This window comes from Ideonella flava (genome assembly GCF_051857595.1).
Taxonomy (GTDB): domain Bacteria; phylum Pseudomonadota; class Gammaproteobacteria; order Burkholderiales; family Burkholderiaceae_C; genus Ideonella.
Window position 1 is genome coordinate 786,773 of sequence record NZ_JBPZHD010000001.1, and the last position, 14,902, is coordinate 801,674.

A 14,902-nucleotide genomic window follows, 5' to 3' on the forward strand; every position below is an offset into this window, starting at 1 on the left:
GTTCGGCGAAGCCCCAGCTTCAGCCGTGAATCATTAGGGTGAAGCCTATATTGATCGAAATTAACTCCGCGCTATAGTCCGCGATCCCACAGCCCATGAGGCTGCGTATTGACAAAACAGCACCCCCCTGGATCGGGGTGACTGGAGGAAACGAGTGGACTACGCAGAAGCGCAGCGCAACCCCGGCAAACATCCCGTCGGGCTAGGCGTTGTCATCGTGCTGCACATCCTGCTGGGCTACGCCCTCGTCAGCGGGCTGGCACGCAAGGTGGTCGAGGTGGCGATCAAGCCAGTGGAGACCAAGATCATCGAGGAGGTGAAGCCTCCGCCGCCCCCGCCTCCAGAGAACCTCCCGCCTCCGCCCAAGAACATGCCGCCCCCGCCGGCGTTCGTGCCGCCGCCGGAAGTGCAGGTCAACACGCCGCCCATTCCGGCGCCTGCGATCACCACCACCAACACCGCGCCGCCCCCGGCCCCCACGGCACCGGTCGTCGCTGCGCCCCCGGCACCGCCGGCGCCTCCTGCACCGCCGCGAGTCGCGCGTCCGGCCCAGCTCAACGTGGCGGGTTGCGACAAGCCCGAATACCCCGCCACCGCCCGCAAGAACGAAGCCACGGGTTCCACCCACATCCGCTTCACCGTCGACGAGTCGGGCCACGTCACGAAGGCCGAGCTGCTGAAGCCCTCCGGCGCCACGCGCGACCACCGTGCGATGGACAAGGCGGCGATCGACGCGCTGAGTGCCTGCCCCTTCAAGCCCGGTATCGACGAAAACGGAAAGCCGGTCGGGGGCCAGACCACGGTCATCTACGACTGGAAGATCGAAGGTTGACGCTGGGTGCACGGTTCGCCGCTGCACCACCTTTCTCGCAACATTTTCTTAACGGGAGCGCCCGGACCGCCGCTGGCATAGCAACGGGCGCCCCAATTCCTTGCTCCTCTGGAGGAACCATGTCCTTTCTGAAGTTCGTGCGCGCCCCGTTCATGGCCGCCTGCATCGCCCTGCTGGGCGCCGTCGCCATCACCCCCGTGGAAGCGCTGGCTCAGGATACCGCTGCCTCGGCGCCCGCCGCCGCGCCAGCGACCGAAGCGCCGCCCGTGGGCGTGCCCACTCCGGAGGTCAAGAAGGAAACGATCGACAACCCGTACGGCCTCGAGGCCCTGTGGACGCAAGGTGACTTCGTCGCCCGCGGCACGCTGATCATCATGGTCATCATGTCGATGGGCAGCTGGTACATCATCTTCACCAAGGTCTGGGAACAGGCCAAGCTGATGAGGAGCGCCAAGGCGGCGACCGAGACCTTCTGGACGGCCGGCTCCGTGCGCAAGGGCGCCGAGGGCCTGGACGAAGCCAGCGCCTTCCGCTACATGGCCGAGCAGGGCCTGAAGGCTGCCGAGCACCACGAAGGCACGCTGACCGAGCAGATCGACCGCCACACCTGGATCGGCATGAGCGTGCAGCGCTCGGTCGAGAACATCAACAGCCGCCTGCAGGATGGCCTGGCCTTCCTCGCCACCGTCGGTTCCACCTCTCCGTTCGTCGGCCTGTTCGGCACCGTCTGGGGCATCTACCACGCCCTGACCGCCATCGGCATCTCCGGCCAGGCCTCGATCGACAAGGTCGCCGGCCCGGTGGGCGAGGCGCTGATCATGACCGCCTTCGGTCTGGCGGTGGCCGTGCCCGCGGTGATGGGCTACAACTGGCTGATCCGCCGCAACAAGACCGCGATGGAGCGTGTGCGCGCGTTCTCGGGCGACCTGCACAACGTGCTGCTGGCCGGCAAGAAGTGATCTCGGCGGACCGGGTCGCCGCTGGATGGTGGCGGCCGGGCCCACCGCCCTCTTGCGAACGAGCGAAGGAATTACCAGATGGCCATGAGCGTAGGCTCGCCTGACGGCGACGAAGAAGAGCGGATGAACTCCAGCATCAACACCACGCCCCTGGTGGACGTGATGCTGGTGCTGCTGATCATCTTCCTGATCACCATCCCGGTGGTGACCCAGTCGGTGCAGCTCACCCTGCCCAAGGAGATCAACGTCCCGACGCAGACCAAGCCGGAGAACATCCTGCTGGCCGTGTCCAAGGACGGAGACGTCTACTGGAACACCAAGCGCATGCCGGACAACGAAGCCCTGGTCGAGGCGCTGAAGAAGGAAGCGGTCAAGGAGCCGCAACCCGAGGTGCACATCCGCGGCGACGAGAACGTCCGCTACGAGTCGGTCGGTCGTCTGATCGTGGCATGCCAGCGTGCGGGCATCGCCAAGGTCGGCTTCATCACCGAGCCGCCGCCGAAACACTGAAAGAGGAGACCAATCATGGCAATGAGCGTTGGCTCCGCTGGCGAAGACGACATGATGGTGGAGATGAACACCACGCCGTTGATCGACGTGATGCTCGTCCTGCTGATCATGTTCATCATCACCATCCCCGTGCAGACGCACGCGGTGAAGATGAACATGCCCACGGCCCCGTCCGCCCCGCCGCCCACCCCGCCCACGGTGATCGAGATCGACGTCGACTTCGACGGCACCATCGCCTGGAACCACGAGCTGGTGCCCACGCGCGGTGACCTGCAGGCCCGCCTGTACCGCATCGCGCAGCAGCCGGACCAGCCCGAGGTCCACCTGCGGCCGAACAAGCTGGTGACCTACAAGTACGTCGCGATGGTCATGGCCGAAGCCCAGCGACTGGGCGTCACCAAGATCGGCATCGTCGGGAACGAACAGTTCATGAACTAGATCGGACTCGCTATCCTGCCGGGGATCGGCCGTCAGCGGTTCGGTCCCCGTTTGCGTTTCTGACAGGCACAAACTTCCCTTTGGAACTCCAACCATGAAGAACCTGCGCGCCCTCACCCTGGCCCTGGTGGCCGCCGGCGGCCTGAGCGCCGCCCAAGCCCAGAGCGTGCGGCCCGAGGTCGGCAAGCCGCTGCAGCAGGCCTCGGAACTGCTGCGAGCCGGCAAGGCCAAGGAAGCCCTGGCCAAGGTGCGCGAGGCCGATGCCGTCGGCGGCAAGACGGCCGGCGAGCAACTGATGATCGATCGCATGCGAGGCTCTGCCGCGCAGCGCGCCGGCGACAACGCCACGGCCGCGCAGGCGTTCGAAGCGGTCTACAACACCGGCAAGCTCAGTGGATCGGAGCAGGCCCAGGTCGCCGAGTCGCTGGCTTTCATCTACTCCCAGATGCGCGACAACGCACGCGCCAGCCAGTGGCTCAACAAGGCGCTGGCCGCCGGCGCCAGCGGCTCGCAGATCAAGCAGCTGCAAAGTTACCTGCAGGCCCAGAGCGGCGACTACAGCGCCATTGCCAAGGACGCGGCGGCCGCGGTCCAGGCCGCAGAGCAAGGCGGACGCCGACCCGACGAAGGCGACCTGCTGCGCCTGGCCGACGCTCAGCAGCACCTGAACGCCACGGCAGCGCAGGCCGCCACGCTCGAGAAGCTCGTCGCCTACTACCCCAAGAAGGACTACTGGGCCGCCCTGCTCGGCCGACTGCCGCGCAAGCCGGGCTTCTCCGATCGCTTCGCGCTCGATGTGCTGCGCCTGAAACTGGCCACCGGCAACCTGACCAAGACCGAAGAGTTCATGGAGATGGCCCAGCTCGCCCTGCAGAGCGGCTACGCCGCCGAGGGCAAGGCCATCGTCGACAAGGGCTTCGCCGCCGGCGCGTTGGGCACCGGCCCGGAGGCCGAGCGCCACAAGCGACTGCGCGACCTGGCCAACAAGCAGGATGCCGAAGTACGAGCGAGCATCGACAAGGATGTTGCTGCGGCTGCCGCCGCCAAGGACGGCAATGAACTCGTCCAGGCGGGCACCTTGCTCGCCAGCATGGGCAAGGCTGAACAGGGTGCGCAACTCATCGAGCAGGGCATCGCCAAGGGTGGGCTGAAGCGACCGGACGAGGCCAAACTGCGACTGGGCCAGGCCCAGGTGCAGAACCCGAAGACCAAGGCGCAAGGGCAGCGCACGCTGCGCAGCGTACAGGGCAACGACGGCGCGGCCGACCTCGGCCGGCTGTACGCGGCGCTGGCCGGCTAGCGCGAGCGCATCGTCCATGCAAGACGGCGACTGGCTGATCCCACTGGGACATGGCGTTCACGCCATCGACACCGGCTTCCAGCGCCCTCGCTTCGACGCGGCCTACCTGATCGTCGATGAGGGCCGCGCCGCCTTCATCGACACCGGCACCCGCCACGCCCTGCCCCGGTTGCTGGGCGCGCTCGGGGCGCTGGGCCTCGCCGTGGACGACGTGGATTGGGTCATCCCGACCCATGTCCACCTGGATCACGCGGGCGGCGTGGGCCCGCTGATGCACGCCCTTCCGCGCGCGCAGCTGCTGGTTCATCCGCGTGGCGCACGCCACATGATCGACCCCAGCGCCCTGTACCAGGGCGCCCTGGCCGTCTACGGACAGGAGGAGATGGACCGCTCCTACGGCCAGCTCATGGGCGTGCCGGCAGAGCGAGTCCAGGTCAGCGAAGACGGCATGGCCGCCCGCCTGGGCGACCGGCAGCTGGAACTCATCTTCACGCCGGGCCACGCCCTGCACCACCACTGCATCTGGGATCCGGTCTCGCGAGGCTGGTTCACGGGTGACACCTTCGGACTGTCGTACCGCGAGCTGGACAACGCCGCGGGCGAGCCGTGGATCTTTCCGACCTCCACACCCGTGCAGTTCCAGCCGCAGGCATTGCGATCGTCGGTGCTGCGCCTGCTGGCGCGTGAGCCCGAGGCGGTCTACCTGACCCACTTCGGGCGGCTCGGCCACGTCCAGTCGCTCGGCCAAAGCCAGATGGCCCTGCTGGACGAGGTGGTCACCCTGGGCCACGCCCTGCGTGACCATCCGCAGCGCCACCAGGCCTTGCGTGATGCCCTGGGCGCGCTGTACCTGAAGAGCCTTCGTGCCCACGGCTGCACACTGACCGACGGGCAGATCCTGGAGTGGCTGGCCATCGACATCGAGCTCAACGCCCAAGGCATGGGCGTCTGGCTCGATCGCGAACGAAGCTGACGACCGAAGGCGACGTACGGCAGGTGGCTAAACTGGCCGCCCCTCAGCCAACCGGGGCCCGCGAAGCCGGCGACCTTCCATGTCGATTTCCACTCACTTGAGCTCGAGCGGCCCGGGCCCGAACTTCGGCCTTCGCGACCGCACGTTCATCGTCACTGGAGCCGCGCAAGGCATAGGCGCGGCCTGCAGCGCCAGGCTGGCTGGCGAGGGAGCACGGGTCGCGCTGTGGGACGTGAACCTGGCGGTGGCGCAGTCGCTGGCCGAGCGCCTGCGCGCAGGCGGCGCCCAGGTGCAGGCGATGCCTTGCAACGTCGCTCGCAAAGCCGACGTGGATGCCGCCCTGGCCGCGACCGCACTCGCCTTCGGGCGCGTCGACGGCCTGGTCAACAACGCGGGCATCTTCCGCGCCGCCGATTTTCTCGACATCACGGAGCAAGACTGGGACGCCGTGCTGGACGTGAACCTCAAGGGCGCCTTCCTGGTCGGCCAGGCCGTCGCGCGCCAGATGGTGGCGCAAGGCGGCGGCGGCTCCATAGTCAACATGTCTTCGGTCAATGGCTCGATGGCCATCGCCAGCATCGCCAGCTACAACGCCAGCAAGGGCGGCATCAACCAGCTCACCCGGGCGATGGCGCTGGCCCTGGCGGATCACGGCATCCGCGTGAACGCCGCCGCCCCGGGCACCATCGCGACCGAACTCGCTCGAGAAGCGGTGCTCACCAGCGAAGACGCGCGCTTGAGAATCCTCGGCCGAACGCCGATGAAGCGGCTGGGCGAGCCTGAGGAAGTGGCCGACGTGGTGGCCTTCCTGCTGAGCGACGCGGCCCGCTACATGACGGGCGAGATCGTGCACGTGGACGGCGGGCGGATGGCCTTGAACTACACCGTTCCCATCGCTCCGCCACCCCCGGCGGCACCGGCCTAACGAGGCAATGCAGCGGCCTCGGCGGCCAGCCGGGTGATGCGTCCCCAGTCGCGGCTGTTCACCGCATCGGCCGGTGTGAGCCAGGAGCCGCCGCACACCTTGACGTTCGGCAGCCCGAGGAACTCGGGCGCGGTCTGCAGCGTGATGCCCCCGGTCGGGCAGAAGGCGACGTCGGGAAACGGCCCGGCCAGGGCCTTGAGCATGGGGATGCCGCCGGCGGCGGTGGCGGGGAAGAACTTCAGGAAGGACAGGCCGTCAGCCTGCGCGGCCATCACTTCGCTGGCCGTGGCCACGCCCGGCAGCAACGGCAGCCCCACCTCGCGGCAAGCGGCACCAACCTCGGCCGTGTAGCCTGGGCTGACGCCGAACACCGCACCCGCCTGCCGCGCCGCGCGGGCATCCGCAGCGCTGCGGATCGTGCCCGCGCCGACGATGGCGCCAGGCACCTCGCGCGCCATCGCCTCGATGGCGCGCAATGCCACCGGGGTGCGCAACGTCACCTCCAGCACCTTCACCCCGCCGTCGACGAGCGCGCGTGCCAGAGGCACCGCATCTTCCAGACGGTCGATCACGATCACCGGAATCACCGGTCCGTGGGAAGCCAGTTCAAGCGTGTTCATAGGCATGTCGAAACAAGAAACTCAAAGCCACGTGCAAGCGCCTTCTTCGGCGCTGGCGACGTTGCGGCGCATGCCGCCAAAGAGCTCGCGGCCCAGGCCGTGCCCAGCCTCGTCGGCCATCTCCTCCGTACGCGCGGCCAACGGACGGGCAGCCCATTCATCATCTGGCAGCAGGACCGCCAGCGTTCCGGCCTTCGCATCGAGCCGGATGATGTCGCCATCGCGCACCTTGGCCAGAGGGCCGCCGGCAAGCGCTTCGGGGCTGAGGTGAATCGCGGCCGGCACCTTGCCCGAGGCGCCGCTCATGCGCCCATCGGTGACCAGCGCCACGCGATGGCCCCTGCCCTGCAGCACCGCCAGGGGCGGGGTCAACTTGTGCAGCTCGGGCATCCCATTGGCCTTGGGCCCCTGGAACCGCACGACGACGATGACGTCGCGCTCCAACTCGCCCGCCTTGAACGCGGCATGCAAGCCCTCCTGGCTGTCGAAGACCCGGGCCGGGGCCTCGATGACGTGGCGATCGTCCGGCACGGCCGACACCTTGATCACCGCCCGGCCGAGATTGCCCTGCAGCAAGGCCAGGCCGCCCGTGGCCGAGAAAGGATCGTCCGCCGTACGCACCACGCTGGAATCGCCGCTCTGATCCGGCAGGGCATGCCAGCGCACGCGGCCCCCGTCCAGCGCAGGCAACTCGGCATGGCGGGCGATACCGCCTTCGGCCACGGCCTGCGCATCTGCATGCATCAGCCCCGCGCGCATCAGCTCTCGCAGCACGAATCCAGGACCACCGGCCGCCTGGAACTGGTTCACGTCGGCGCTGCCGTTGGGATACACCCGGGCCAGCAACGGCACCACGCCAGACAGGTCGGAGAAGTCGTTCCAGTCGATGAGGATGCCTGCGGCACGTGCCACGGCCACCCAATGGATGAGGTGGTTGGTCGAGCCGCCGGTGGCCAGCAGGGCCACCATGGCGTTGACGATGCTGCGCTCATCGACCAGGTGCCCGATGGGCAGGTCGCGCTGGCCCTGGCGCAGGCTCAGCACGGTGCTCACCGCCTCGTCCGTCAGGGCCGTGCGAAGAGGATCGTGCGGGTGGATGAAGGCAGCGCCCGGCACGTGCAAGCCCATGGCCTCCAACAGCATCTGGTTGGAGTTGGCCGTGCCGTAGAAAGTGCACGTGCCTGCCGAGTGGTAGGCCGCCTGCTCGGCCTTGAGGAGTTCTTCGCGCCCCACCAGGCCTTGCGCAGCCTGCTCGCGCACCTTGGCCTTGTCGCTGTTGGACAAGCCCGAGCCCATCGGCCCGGCCGGCACGAACACGCAGGGAAGATGACCGAAATGCAGCGCGCCGATCAACAGCCCCGGCACGATCTTGTCGCAGATGCCCAGCAGCAGTGCCGCGTCGAAGACATCGTGGCTCAGCGCGATCGCCGTGCCCATCGCGATGGTGTCGCGCGAGAACAGGCTGAGCTCCATGCCGGGATAGCCTTGGGTCACGCCATCACACATCGCTGGGACGCCGCCGGCCACCTGTGCCGTGGCGCCCAGCCGGTGGGCCGTCGCACGGATCTGCCCGGGATAGCCTTCGTACGGCTGGTGGGCCGACAGCATGTCGTTGTAGGCGGTCACGATCCCGATGTTGGGCGCCTTCTGGGCAACGATGCGAAGCTTGTCTTCACCCGGCAAGGCGGCAAAGGCGTGGGCGACGTTCGCGCAGCCCATGCGCTCGGCGCCGCGGGGCCTCTGGCGCAACGCCTCGACTCGCGCCAGGTACGCCTGGCGACCCGGCGCGCTGCGTTCACGGATGCGGGAAGTGACGTCGGCCAGGACGGGATGAATGGATTTCATGGGGCGTGGCTCGCGATGTAACTCAGCGGTCGATTATTAGGTAACTTGGTTACAGCGTCAAACCAAGAACGGCAAAGCCTGTGCCGGCTGAGCTAGATTTCCGTCATGGAGCATGAACTGCTCACCTTGCGCGATCCGGCCCCGCTGCTCGAACGCACGCTGCACGAATGGGGCGGCCGGGAACCCTTGTGGATCTTCGGCTACGGGTCGCTGCTGTGGCGACGCGAGTTCGAGATAGACGCAGAGTGGCCGGCGCAGGTTCATGGCTGGCACAGGGCATTTCGCATGCGATCCCGCGTCAACCGCGGCACGCCGGTCCAGCCGGGGCTGGTGTTTGCGCTCATGGCCGGCGGCTCGTGCCATGGCGCTGTGTTCCGAGTGCCGGCCGAACGTGCAGAGGCCGAGTTGCGTCTGCTATGGCTGAGGGAGATGCCGACCGGCGTGTACGACCCGCGCTGGCTGTCCTGCCGGACCTCGAGGGGCCCCGTGCAGGCCCTGGCCTTCACCCTGCACCGCAGCAGCCCGGGCCATACCGGCCGCCTGGCGGACGCGCAGATGCGTCACATCCTGGCGCACGCCCGCGGCCGCTATGGCAGCACGCTCGACTACCTGCGTGAAACCGCCCTGGAACTGCGCCGACGCGGCATCCGCGATCGCGAAGTGGAGCGCCTGATGCGATTGGCCGGCGACTGAGGGCGCCGCAGCGCCCTCAGCGCCTGACCGCGGAGGCAACGTCCTCGGCAGCGACGTGCGCTCGCAGGCTGGCCAGATCGGCCTCGGTGTCCATGTCGAGCAGCACACCGGCGTCGTCGAGTTCCACCGCGTGCCCCGGATAACGGGCCAGGATGCGGCGTGCGCCTTCGTCGCCGCTCAAGCGCACGAGCTCGGAAAAGAGCTCGGCCCCGAATCCGACCGGATGCCCGCGCCGCCCGCGGTATTGCGCATACGCCAGCGGATGCGATGCGAGCGCGGCGGCGACCGCTGCCATCGACGTCGGCCGGGCCAGCGGCATGTCGGCCGGCATGACCAGCCAGCCGCCCGCGCCGGGCCGCGCGGCGACCCCCGCGGCGATCGAGTCCCCCATGCCCCCCAAGGGCAGGCCGTCGGCTTCGCCGAGCACCACGATGTCTCGCCGTGCCACCAGGTCAGCGACTTCGGCGGCGAAGGCAGGCGTGGTGACGACCAGCACCGGCAGCCCGCTGGCCAGCGCGTTGCTCACCGTCCGCTTGAGCACGCTCTCGGCGCCCAGGGACTCGGCGAGCTTGTGGCGAGGCCCGGTGTAGCGGGTGCCGCGCCCCGCGCCGAGCACGATGATGGTCGGTGGCGTCTTCATGGTGTACTGGACCGTTCCCTCGGGGCTTGGGCGCCCCGCCCAACACAGCTTGTCGTGAATGATGCGGCTAGGATGGGATCGATGAGCCCTCGGTTCCAGTGGGACGATCACCTAAGGCCTAGCCCCTACACTGCCTGCCATGGATGACCTGGCCTCGTTGAGAAAAAGCTACGAGCGGGCAGAGCTGGACGAATCAAGCTCGGCCGGCGAACCCTGGCGCCAGTTTTCGGACTGGCTGGATCAGGCCATGGCCGCCAAAGTCCCCGAGCCCAACGCGATGACGCTGGCGACGGTCGGCCCCGACGGCAGGCCTTCGACCCGGATCGTGCTCATCAAGGGCTTCGATGCGAGCGGCATCGTCTGGTACACGAACTACGAAAGCCGCAAGGGCCGCGAGCTCGCGGGCAACCCCCATGCCGCGCTGCAGTTCCACTGGGTCGAACTCGAACGAGTGGTGCGCATCGAAGGCACGGTCGAGAAAGTCAGCGAGGAGGAATCGGATGCCTACTTCCGCTCGCGCCCGCTCGACTCCCGGCTGGGGGCATGGGCATCCCCGCAAAGCCAGGCCATTGCCTCTCGCGCCGTGCTCGTGGCCAACGCGGCCAAGGCGGCGGCGCAACACGGTCTGAATCCACCCCGCCCACCCCACTGGGGAGGCTATCGCCTGCGGCCGGACCGCTGGGAATTCTGGCAGGGCCGCAAGTCACGCCTGCACGACCGGCTGAGCTACCGGCACGTCGAAGGCCAGTGGATACGCGAGCGGCTCGCCCCCTGATCCGCCGGCTGGCCCGTCGAAGGGGCTAACCCTTCATCAGCCTGGCAAAACTGTGGCGGAACTTTTCCACCTTCGGGGCCACCACGAAGGCGCAATACCCCTGGCCGGGGTGCTTGACGAAGTAGTGCTGGTGGTAGTCCTCGGCCCGCCAGTAGTTGCGCAGCGGCTCCAGCTCGGTGACCGCCCGGCCGCCGGTGGCCTCGTTCACTTCCGCCAGCACTTCGCGCGCGACGGCCGCCTGTGCCTCGTCATGGGTGTAGATCCCCGAGCGGTACTGCGTGCCCACGTCGTTGCCCTGGCGGTTGCGGGTGGTGGGGTCGTGGATGGTGAAGAACACCTCCAGCAGTTCTCGCAGGCTGACCGCCGCTGGATCGAACTCGATCCTCACCACCTCGGCGTGGCCCGTGGTGCCACCGCACACCTCGTCGTAGCTCGGGGCAAGCGCCTCGCCGTTGCTGTAGCCGGATTCGACCGCCAGCACGCCTCTGACCTGCTCGTAGACGGCCTCCAGGCACCAGAAGCAGCCTCCGGCAAGGGTGATCGTCTGTGTCGGGCGCGGGTCTTCCATGGCATGGCTCCTCAAGGCGTGGCGAGACTGAGCTGGACCCGCGGCGTCCAGTGCGCCTCGTCTTCGCCCGAGGCCCGCAGCCTGGGCGCAGCCAGGAACAGGCGCTCGCTGGGAAGGCCCTTGGCAATCAGGGCGTCGCGCACCGCGAGGCCGCGCTGCAGGGCCAGCTCGCGGGCATTGTCGGTGCTGACGACATAAGACGCCCGAAGCAGGGCCTCCATCTCGGCCGGCGGGATGTCCTTGGCCAGGCCCAGCACGTTGCGCGGCTTGCCGGGGAGCTTGGTGTCTGCATACAGGCGACGGACCAGGCGGACGCGCTCATCGGCGGTCGGCACGCCCGCCGGGGCGGAGGCCGCGGCGTCGGCACGCAGCTGGTCCTTGCGTCGCTCCAATGAGAGCCTTTCGTCGAGCCAGGCCCCCTGCATCGCATCCCGCTCGGTCAGCGGGTCGGCGGCGCCCGTCACCGTCATCTGCAGGCCAGGGCGGTCGGCCAGGGATCGCGCGACCTTGTCGAGGACGGCCGAAGCCGACGGCGCCAGTCTCGACGTGCCGGGCACGAACTCGACCTGGCTCAGGTCCTCGGCATCCCCGCCGGTCAGCAGCGCGAAAGGCGACGTGATGGCTTTCGTCAGCAGATTGCCGATCAGCTTGAGCACCACGCTGCCGATGCTGAAGTCCGGATCGTTCAGCGAGCCGCCGATCGGCAGGTTGAGATCGATCACGCCGTTGCGGTCCTTCAGCAGGGCCACGGCCAACAGCACAGGCAACTTGGTGGCCTCCGGGCTGTCGATTCGGTCGCCGAAGGTGAGCTGGTTCAGCACGATCTGGTTCTTCGCGTCGAGGTGGCCGTCCGGATCGATGCGGTAGCTGACATCCATCGACAGCTTTCCCCGCTCGATCGCATAGCCGGCGTACTTGCCTGCATAGGGAGACAGGGGCGCGAGCTCGAGTTCCGTCGCCTTGGCCTGCACATCCAGCGCCAGCGGCTTGGCAGTCGGGTTGAGGGCGCCACGCACTTCGAGCTGGGCCGTGCCGGCGACTTTGCCGCGCAGCTCCAGCGGTGCCATCTCCCGAGTGCCGGTGCGGAAGGCGCCGAGCCGGCCGCTCAGGTCGGACAAGGCCGCGCTGTAGTTCGGCTTGACGAAGTGGTCGCTGAAGTCGACCCGGCCGTTGGCCAGCTGCAGACCGCCCACCGAAAGCTCGAGGGCGGGCGCGCCGGCGAGCGGGGCCGACGCGGCCGTGGCCGCCGAGGCGGCGGGCCCTGGCAGCGCCGGCACCCCAGCGGCAGGCGACGGGCTGTTCAGGTCGGCGAGGTTGAAGTGGCCGCTCTCGTCGACCGCCAGCCGAGCGTAGAAATCATTCAGGCGGCCTTCGCCCATCTCGACCTTCGGCGCCCCGCCGGGCACGAGGTCCACCTTCAGCTTGGGCAGCTCCAGGAGCTGCCAGCTCAGCAACTCCTCGCCGCTGCGGGGCCCCTGGGCGCCGGCGCGGGGGTAAAGGCTCAGGTCACCCACGCGCGCGTCGCCCTGCAGGGCCAGGCGCAGGCCCGCCGGCTCGGCACGGGCCGCGACCTGCCCGGTCCATCCCACTTCAGCGCGGGCGATCACCACGGGCAGCGCACCAGCGTAGGAGGCTACGGCATGCGCAGGAAAGCGCTCGATGCGGGCACTGCCCCGCCAGGACCAAGGCGACTGGCCCAGTTCGCCTTTCCAGCTCAGGCGCCCCGGACTGGACTGCCCGCCGGAGGTAACCTGGGCGCTGCCCTGAAGAAGCGCCTGGGCGCCGGCCGCCGCGGGCCAGCCCAGGTCTCGCAGATCCAGCGCCAGAGCCTGCAGCTCCAGCGCGGCCGGGCCCGCCTCGCCCGCCGCCTCGTCCAGCCAGGCCACACGCCCGCCCGCCACCGATGCCCGCTTGAGCTGCACGTGCCAGGGGGTATCGCCCCCGGCCGCAGCGCCAGACGACGGCGTCTCGGCAGCCTCTGAGTTCTTCCACCATTGCGCCAGATCGATTCGACCGGCGGCATCTCGACGAGCTCGCACGGTGGGCTGTTGCCAAGCCAGCTCGCCAAGCGACATGCCGCGCTTGTCGAAATCGAGCGTCACGTCCGCCAGGCGCAGCTGCTTCCAGCCTACGGCGGGCCGCCGGTCTCCGGGCTCGGCGGCCTGGAAGTCGTCCACCTGCAGGGAGGCCAGCTGCAGGGTCGGCGTGGCGGCGCCTGGAGCGCCTTGCCACAAGGCGGTCAGATCAAAGCCGAGGCGGCCGTCGATGCGGGACCTGAGCCTCGAAGCCACATACGGCGCGGCCCATCCCAGCGGCCAATCGCTGCCCTGCAGCTGCAGGCGGCCGCCGGCGCCGTTCCATTCGCCGGTCGCCTGCCAGGTGGGCGCGGCAACGGTCCGCGAGGCTTGCTCGCCCGATGACAGCGAAGCCTGTGCCTTCAGCCGTGCCAAGGTGCTCTCGTCCGTTGGCCATTGAAGTGCCTGCAGTTCCAGTTGCAAGCTCTCCATCGCGAGCCGGCTGGCTGGCCGGACTGCCTCGTCCTGCCACCGAAGTCGGCTGTCGCGCAAGCTCAGTCGTGCCAGGCCGAATTGCCATGGCTGAGCCGCCGAAGTCGGGGGCGGTTCGGCTGATGGGGCGGGCTGCCCCGGCGCCATGGCCTGCATCCAGTTCACTCGCCCGGCTTCGTCGCGCCGCGCGAGCACATCCAGCCCATCGACGGTCACCGTGCCCAGCCTGGCGCGTCGCATGAGCGGCTCGGCATCGGCCAGTTGCAGCGACAAGGCCTTGAACTCTGCCCAGGTCGTCCCCGCGGCATCGGCGACGCGCACGCCCTTGGCACGCAGCTCACCCTTGACGCTCACCTTCGGCGCCACGTCCGGCGGCATCCAGAATTGCACGCTGAGGTCCACGGCCACCTGTCCGGCCACCGGCCGCACGGGCAGGTCCGCCGGCAGGTAGGGCAACCAGGCGGCGACGTCGATGTCGCCCGTCTTCAGCGTCACCGTGCCTTCTCGATCGCGCGCAAACGGCTTGGCTTGAGCGCCGGTGTCGAAGGCGGCGCCGTCCAGCTCGAAGGCCAGCTGGGGCTCCACCTTGACGTCCACTGCATCTTCGAGGTTGGAGAGAAACGGCAGGCCGAGCTGGATCGCACGCACTTCGTGGACCCGTCCCTTCGGCCGGTCATCGAAACGGATGCTGCCGTCCGACAGGCGGAGGTTGTACAGAGCAAAGCGCGCCGGCTCGGCGTGGGCCGCAGGCTCGGCGGGGCGCAGGCGCGCCATGACGTCGTCGAAGTCATACCGGCCGTCGGCCACGCGGGCGAGTCGGACGTCCAGGCCCTGGAGTTCGACTGCCTCGATGACGGGCGCCCGTCGCCAGAGGCTGCGCAGGTCCGCGTTGATGTCGGCGTGGGCCAGCTTGAGCTGTGGATTGGCGTCACCGGCAGGACCCGCGATGGTCACGCCATCCATGCCCAAGCTGAGGCGCAAAGGGTTGATCCGCAGGCCCTGGATGGTGACCTGCCGTCCCAATTGCGCGGACGCGCGTGCCTCGGCAAATCCGCGCAAGCACCATGGCAGCACCAGCCATGACAGCAGCACAGGGAGCACCAGGCCCACGGCCAATGCCACCAGGGCGCGCCGACGGCGCGCGAGAAATTCCAATCGCATGAGGATGCCAACGAGGCCACGGCCCGAATGGGTGGACCGAGATTGTGACGACCTCGGCTCCAGGGCTTGTTTCAATCGGCACGGGGACCACGCCCTCGGGCCCCGCCAGAAACGACGAAGCCCCCCGCCCTTGCGGACGGGGGGCCTGTGAGTAGC

At 68.7% G+C, this 14,902-nt stretch carries 14 protein-coding genes; 9 read left to right on the forward strand and 5 right to left on the reverse strand.

What is annotated here, in order from left to right; genetic code table 11:
- Positions 1-154 precede the first annotated feature (154 nt).
- The 7 genes from ACS5PM_RS03505 (at position 155) to ACS5PM_RS03535 (ending at position 5,937) form a co-directional block, all read left to right on the forward strand.
- Positions 155-832, forward strand: a complete 678-nt coding sequence (locus ACS5PM_RS03505; RefSeq protein ID WP_439385452.1) for an energy transducer TonB — start codon at positions 155-157, stop codon at positions 830-832.
- Positions 833-951: 119 nt separating this feature from the next.
- Positions 952-1,791 (forward strand): MotA/TolQ/ExbB proton channel family protein, encoded by an 840-nt coding sequence (locus tag ACS5PM_RS03510; RefSeq protein WP_439385454.1) that lies wholly within the window; start codon positions 952-954, stop codon positions 1,789-1,791.
- A 78-nt stretch (positions 1,792-1,869) separates the two neighbouring features.
- Positions 1,870-2,301, forward strand: coding sequence for an ExbD/TolR family protein (locus ACS5PM_RS03515; RefSeq protein WP_439385456.1), 432 nt, complete (start codon positions 1,870-1,872; stop codon positions 2,299-2,301).
- A 15-nt stretch (positions 2,302-2,316) separates the two neighbouring features.
- Positions 2,317-2,739 carry an ExbD/TolR family protein gene (locus tag ACS5PM_RS03520; protein ID WP_439385458.1) on the forward strand — a complete coding sequence of 141 codons (423 nt, stop codon included), beginning with the start codon at positions 2,317-2,319 and terminating at the stop codon, positions 2,737-2,739.
- Positions 2,740-2,833: 94 nt separating this feature from the next.
- Entirely contained in the window at positions 2,834-4,039 is a 1,206-nt protein-coding gene (locus ACS5PM_RS03525) for a hypothetical protein (RefSeq protein ID WP_439385460.1), read from the forward strand.
- Between the two features lie 16 nt (positions 4,040-4,055).
- Entirely contained in the window at positions 4,056-5,012 is a 957-nt protein-coding gene (locus ACS5PM_RS03530; RefSeq protein WP_439385462.1) for an MBL fold metallo-hydrolase, read from the forward strand.
- A gap of 79 nt (positions 5,013-5,091) precedes the next feature.
- Positions 5,092-5,937, forward strand: a complete 846-nt coding sequence (locus tag ACS5PM_RS03535; protein WP_439385464.1) for an SDR family NAD(P)-dependent oxidoreductase — start codon at positions 5,092-5,094, stop codon at positions 5,935-5,937.
- Here the strand turns inward: ACS5PM_RS03535 and eda are convergent.
- On the reverse strand, positions 5,934-6,557 hold the full coding sequence (gene eda, locus ACS5PM_RS03540) for a bifunctional 4-hydroxy-2-oxoglutarate aldolase/2-dehydro-3-deoxy-phosphogluconate aldolase (RefSeq protein WP_439385466.1): 624 nt from the start codon (positions 6,555-6,557) through the stop codon (positions 5,934-5,936). The two genes, ACS5PM_RS03535 and eda, sit on opposite strands and share 4 nt — an antisense overlap.
- A gap of 21 nt (positions 6,558-6,578) precedes the next feature.
- Positions 6,579-8,402, reverse strand: coding sequence for a phosphogluconate dehydratase (gene edd / locus ACS5PM_RS03545; protein ID WP_439385468.1), 1,824 nt, complete (start codon positions 8,400-8,402; stop codon positions 6,579-6,581).
- Between the two features lie 105 nt (positions 8,403-8,507).
- Between edd and ACS5PM_RS03550 the strand changes: the two genes are divergently transcribed.
- The gene (locus ACS5PM_RS03550; protein ID WP_439385470.1) at positions 8,508-9,095 is read left to right on the forward strand and encodes a gamma-glutamylcyclotransferase; all 588 of its coding nucleotides are present in this window, start codon (positions 8,508-8,510) and stop codon (positions 9,093-9,095) included.
- A 16-nt stretch (positions 9,096-9,111) separates the two neighbouring features.
- On the opposite strand, the gene ACS5PM_RS03555 is transcribed toward ACS5PM_RS03550, so the two are convergent.
- Entirely contained in the window at positions 9,112-9,735 is a 624-nt protein-coding gene (locus ACS5PM_RS03555; protein ID WP_439385472.1) for a nucleotidyltransferase family protein, read from the reverse strand.
- A 139-nt stretch (positions 9,736-9,874) separates the two neighbouring features.
- On the opposite strand from ACS5PM_RS03555, the gene pdxH reads away from it, so the two are divergent.
- Entirely contained in the window at positions 9,875-10,510 is a 636-nt protein-coding gene (pdxH, locus tag ACS5PM_RS03560; RefSeq protein WP_439385474.1) for a pyridoxamine 5'-phosphate oxidase, read from the forward strand.
- Positions 10,511-10,535: 25 nt separating this feature from the next.
- On the opposite strand, the gene msrA is transcribed toward pdxH, so the two are convergent.
- Together msrA and ACS5PM_RS03570 are read right to left on the reverse strand one after the other, a co-directional pair.
- On the reverse strand, positions 10,536-11,078 hold the full coding sequence (gene msrA / locus ACS5PM_RS03565; protein WP_439385476.1) for a peptide-methionine (S)-S-oxide reductase MsrA: 543 nt from the start codon (positions 11,076-11,078) through the stop codon (positions 10,536-10,538).
- 11 nt (positions 11,079-11,089) lie between these two features.
- Positions 11,090-14,746, reverse strand: coding sequence for a DUF748 domain-containing protein (locus tag ACS5PM_RS03570; RefSeq protein ID WP_439385478.1), 3,657 nt, complete (start codon positions 14,744-14,746; stop codon positions 11,090-11,092).
- Between the last annotated feature and the right edge of the window lie 156 nt (positions 14,747-14,902).

Bases quoted from the DNA above. Each gene is read 5' to 3' on its own strand.
- ACS5PM_RS03510 (WP_439385454.1), top strand. From the start codon at position 952: ATGTCCTTTCTGAAGTTCGTGCGCGCCCCGTTCATGGCCGCCTGCATC.
- ACS5PM_RS03515 (WP_439385456.1), top strand. From the start codon at position 1,870: ATGGCCATGAGCGTAGGCTCGCCTGACGGCGACGAAGAAGAGCGGATG.
- ACS5PM_RS03520 (WP_439385458.1), top strand. From the start codon at position 2,317: ATGGCAATGAGCGTTGGCTCCGCTGGCGAAGACGACATGATGGTGGAG.
- ACS5PM_RS03525 (WP_439385460.1), top strand. From the start codon at position 2,834: ATGAAGAACCTGCGCGCCCTCACCCTGGCCCTGGTGGCCGCCGGCGGC.
- ACS5PM_RS03530 (WP_439385462.1), top strand. From the start codon at position 4,056: ATGCAAGACGGCGACTGGCTGATCCCACTGGGACATGGCGTTCACGCC.
- ACS5PM_RS03535 (WP_439385464.1), top strand. From the start codon at position 5,092: ATGTCGATTTCCACTCACTTGAGCTCGAGCGGCCCGGGCCCGAACTTC.
- eda (WP_439385466.1), bottom strand. From the start codon at position 6,557: ATGAACACGCTTGAACTGGCTTCCCACGGACCGGTGATTCCGGTGATC.
- edd (WP_439385468.1), bottom strand. From the start codon at position 8,402: ATGAAATCCATTCATCCCGTCCTGGCCGACGTCACTTCCCGCATCCGT.
- ACS5PM_RS03550 (WP_439385470.1), top strand. From the start codon at position 8,508: ATGGAGCATGAACTGCTCACCTTGCGCGATCCGGCCCCGCTGCTCGAA.
- ACS5PM_RS03555 (WP_439385472.1), bottom strand. From the start codon at position 9,735: ATGAAGACGCCACCGACCATCATCGTGCTCGGCGCGGGGCGCGGCACC.
- pdxH (WP_439385474.1), top strand. From the start codon at position 9,875: ATGGATGACCTGGCCTCGTTGAGAAAAAGCTACGAGCGGGCAGAGCTG.
- msrA (WP_439385476.1), bottom strand. From the start codon at position 11,078: ATGGAAGACCCGCGCCCGACACAGACGATCACCCTTGCCGGAGGCTGC.
- ACS5PM_RS03570 (WP_439385478.1), bottom strand. From the start codon at position 14,746: ATGCGATTGGAATTTCTCGCGCGCCGTCGGCGCGCCCTGGTGGCATTG.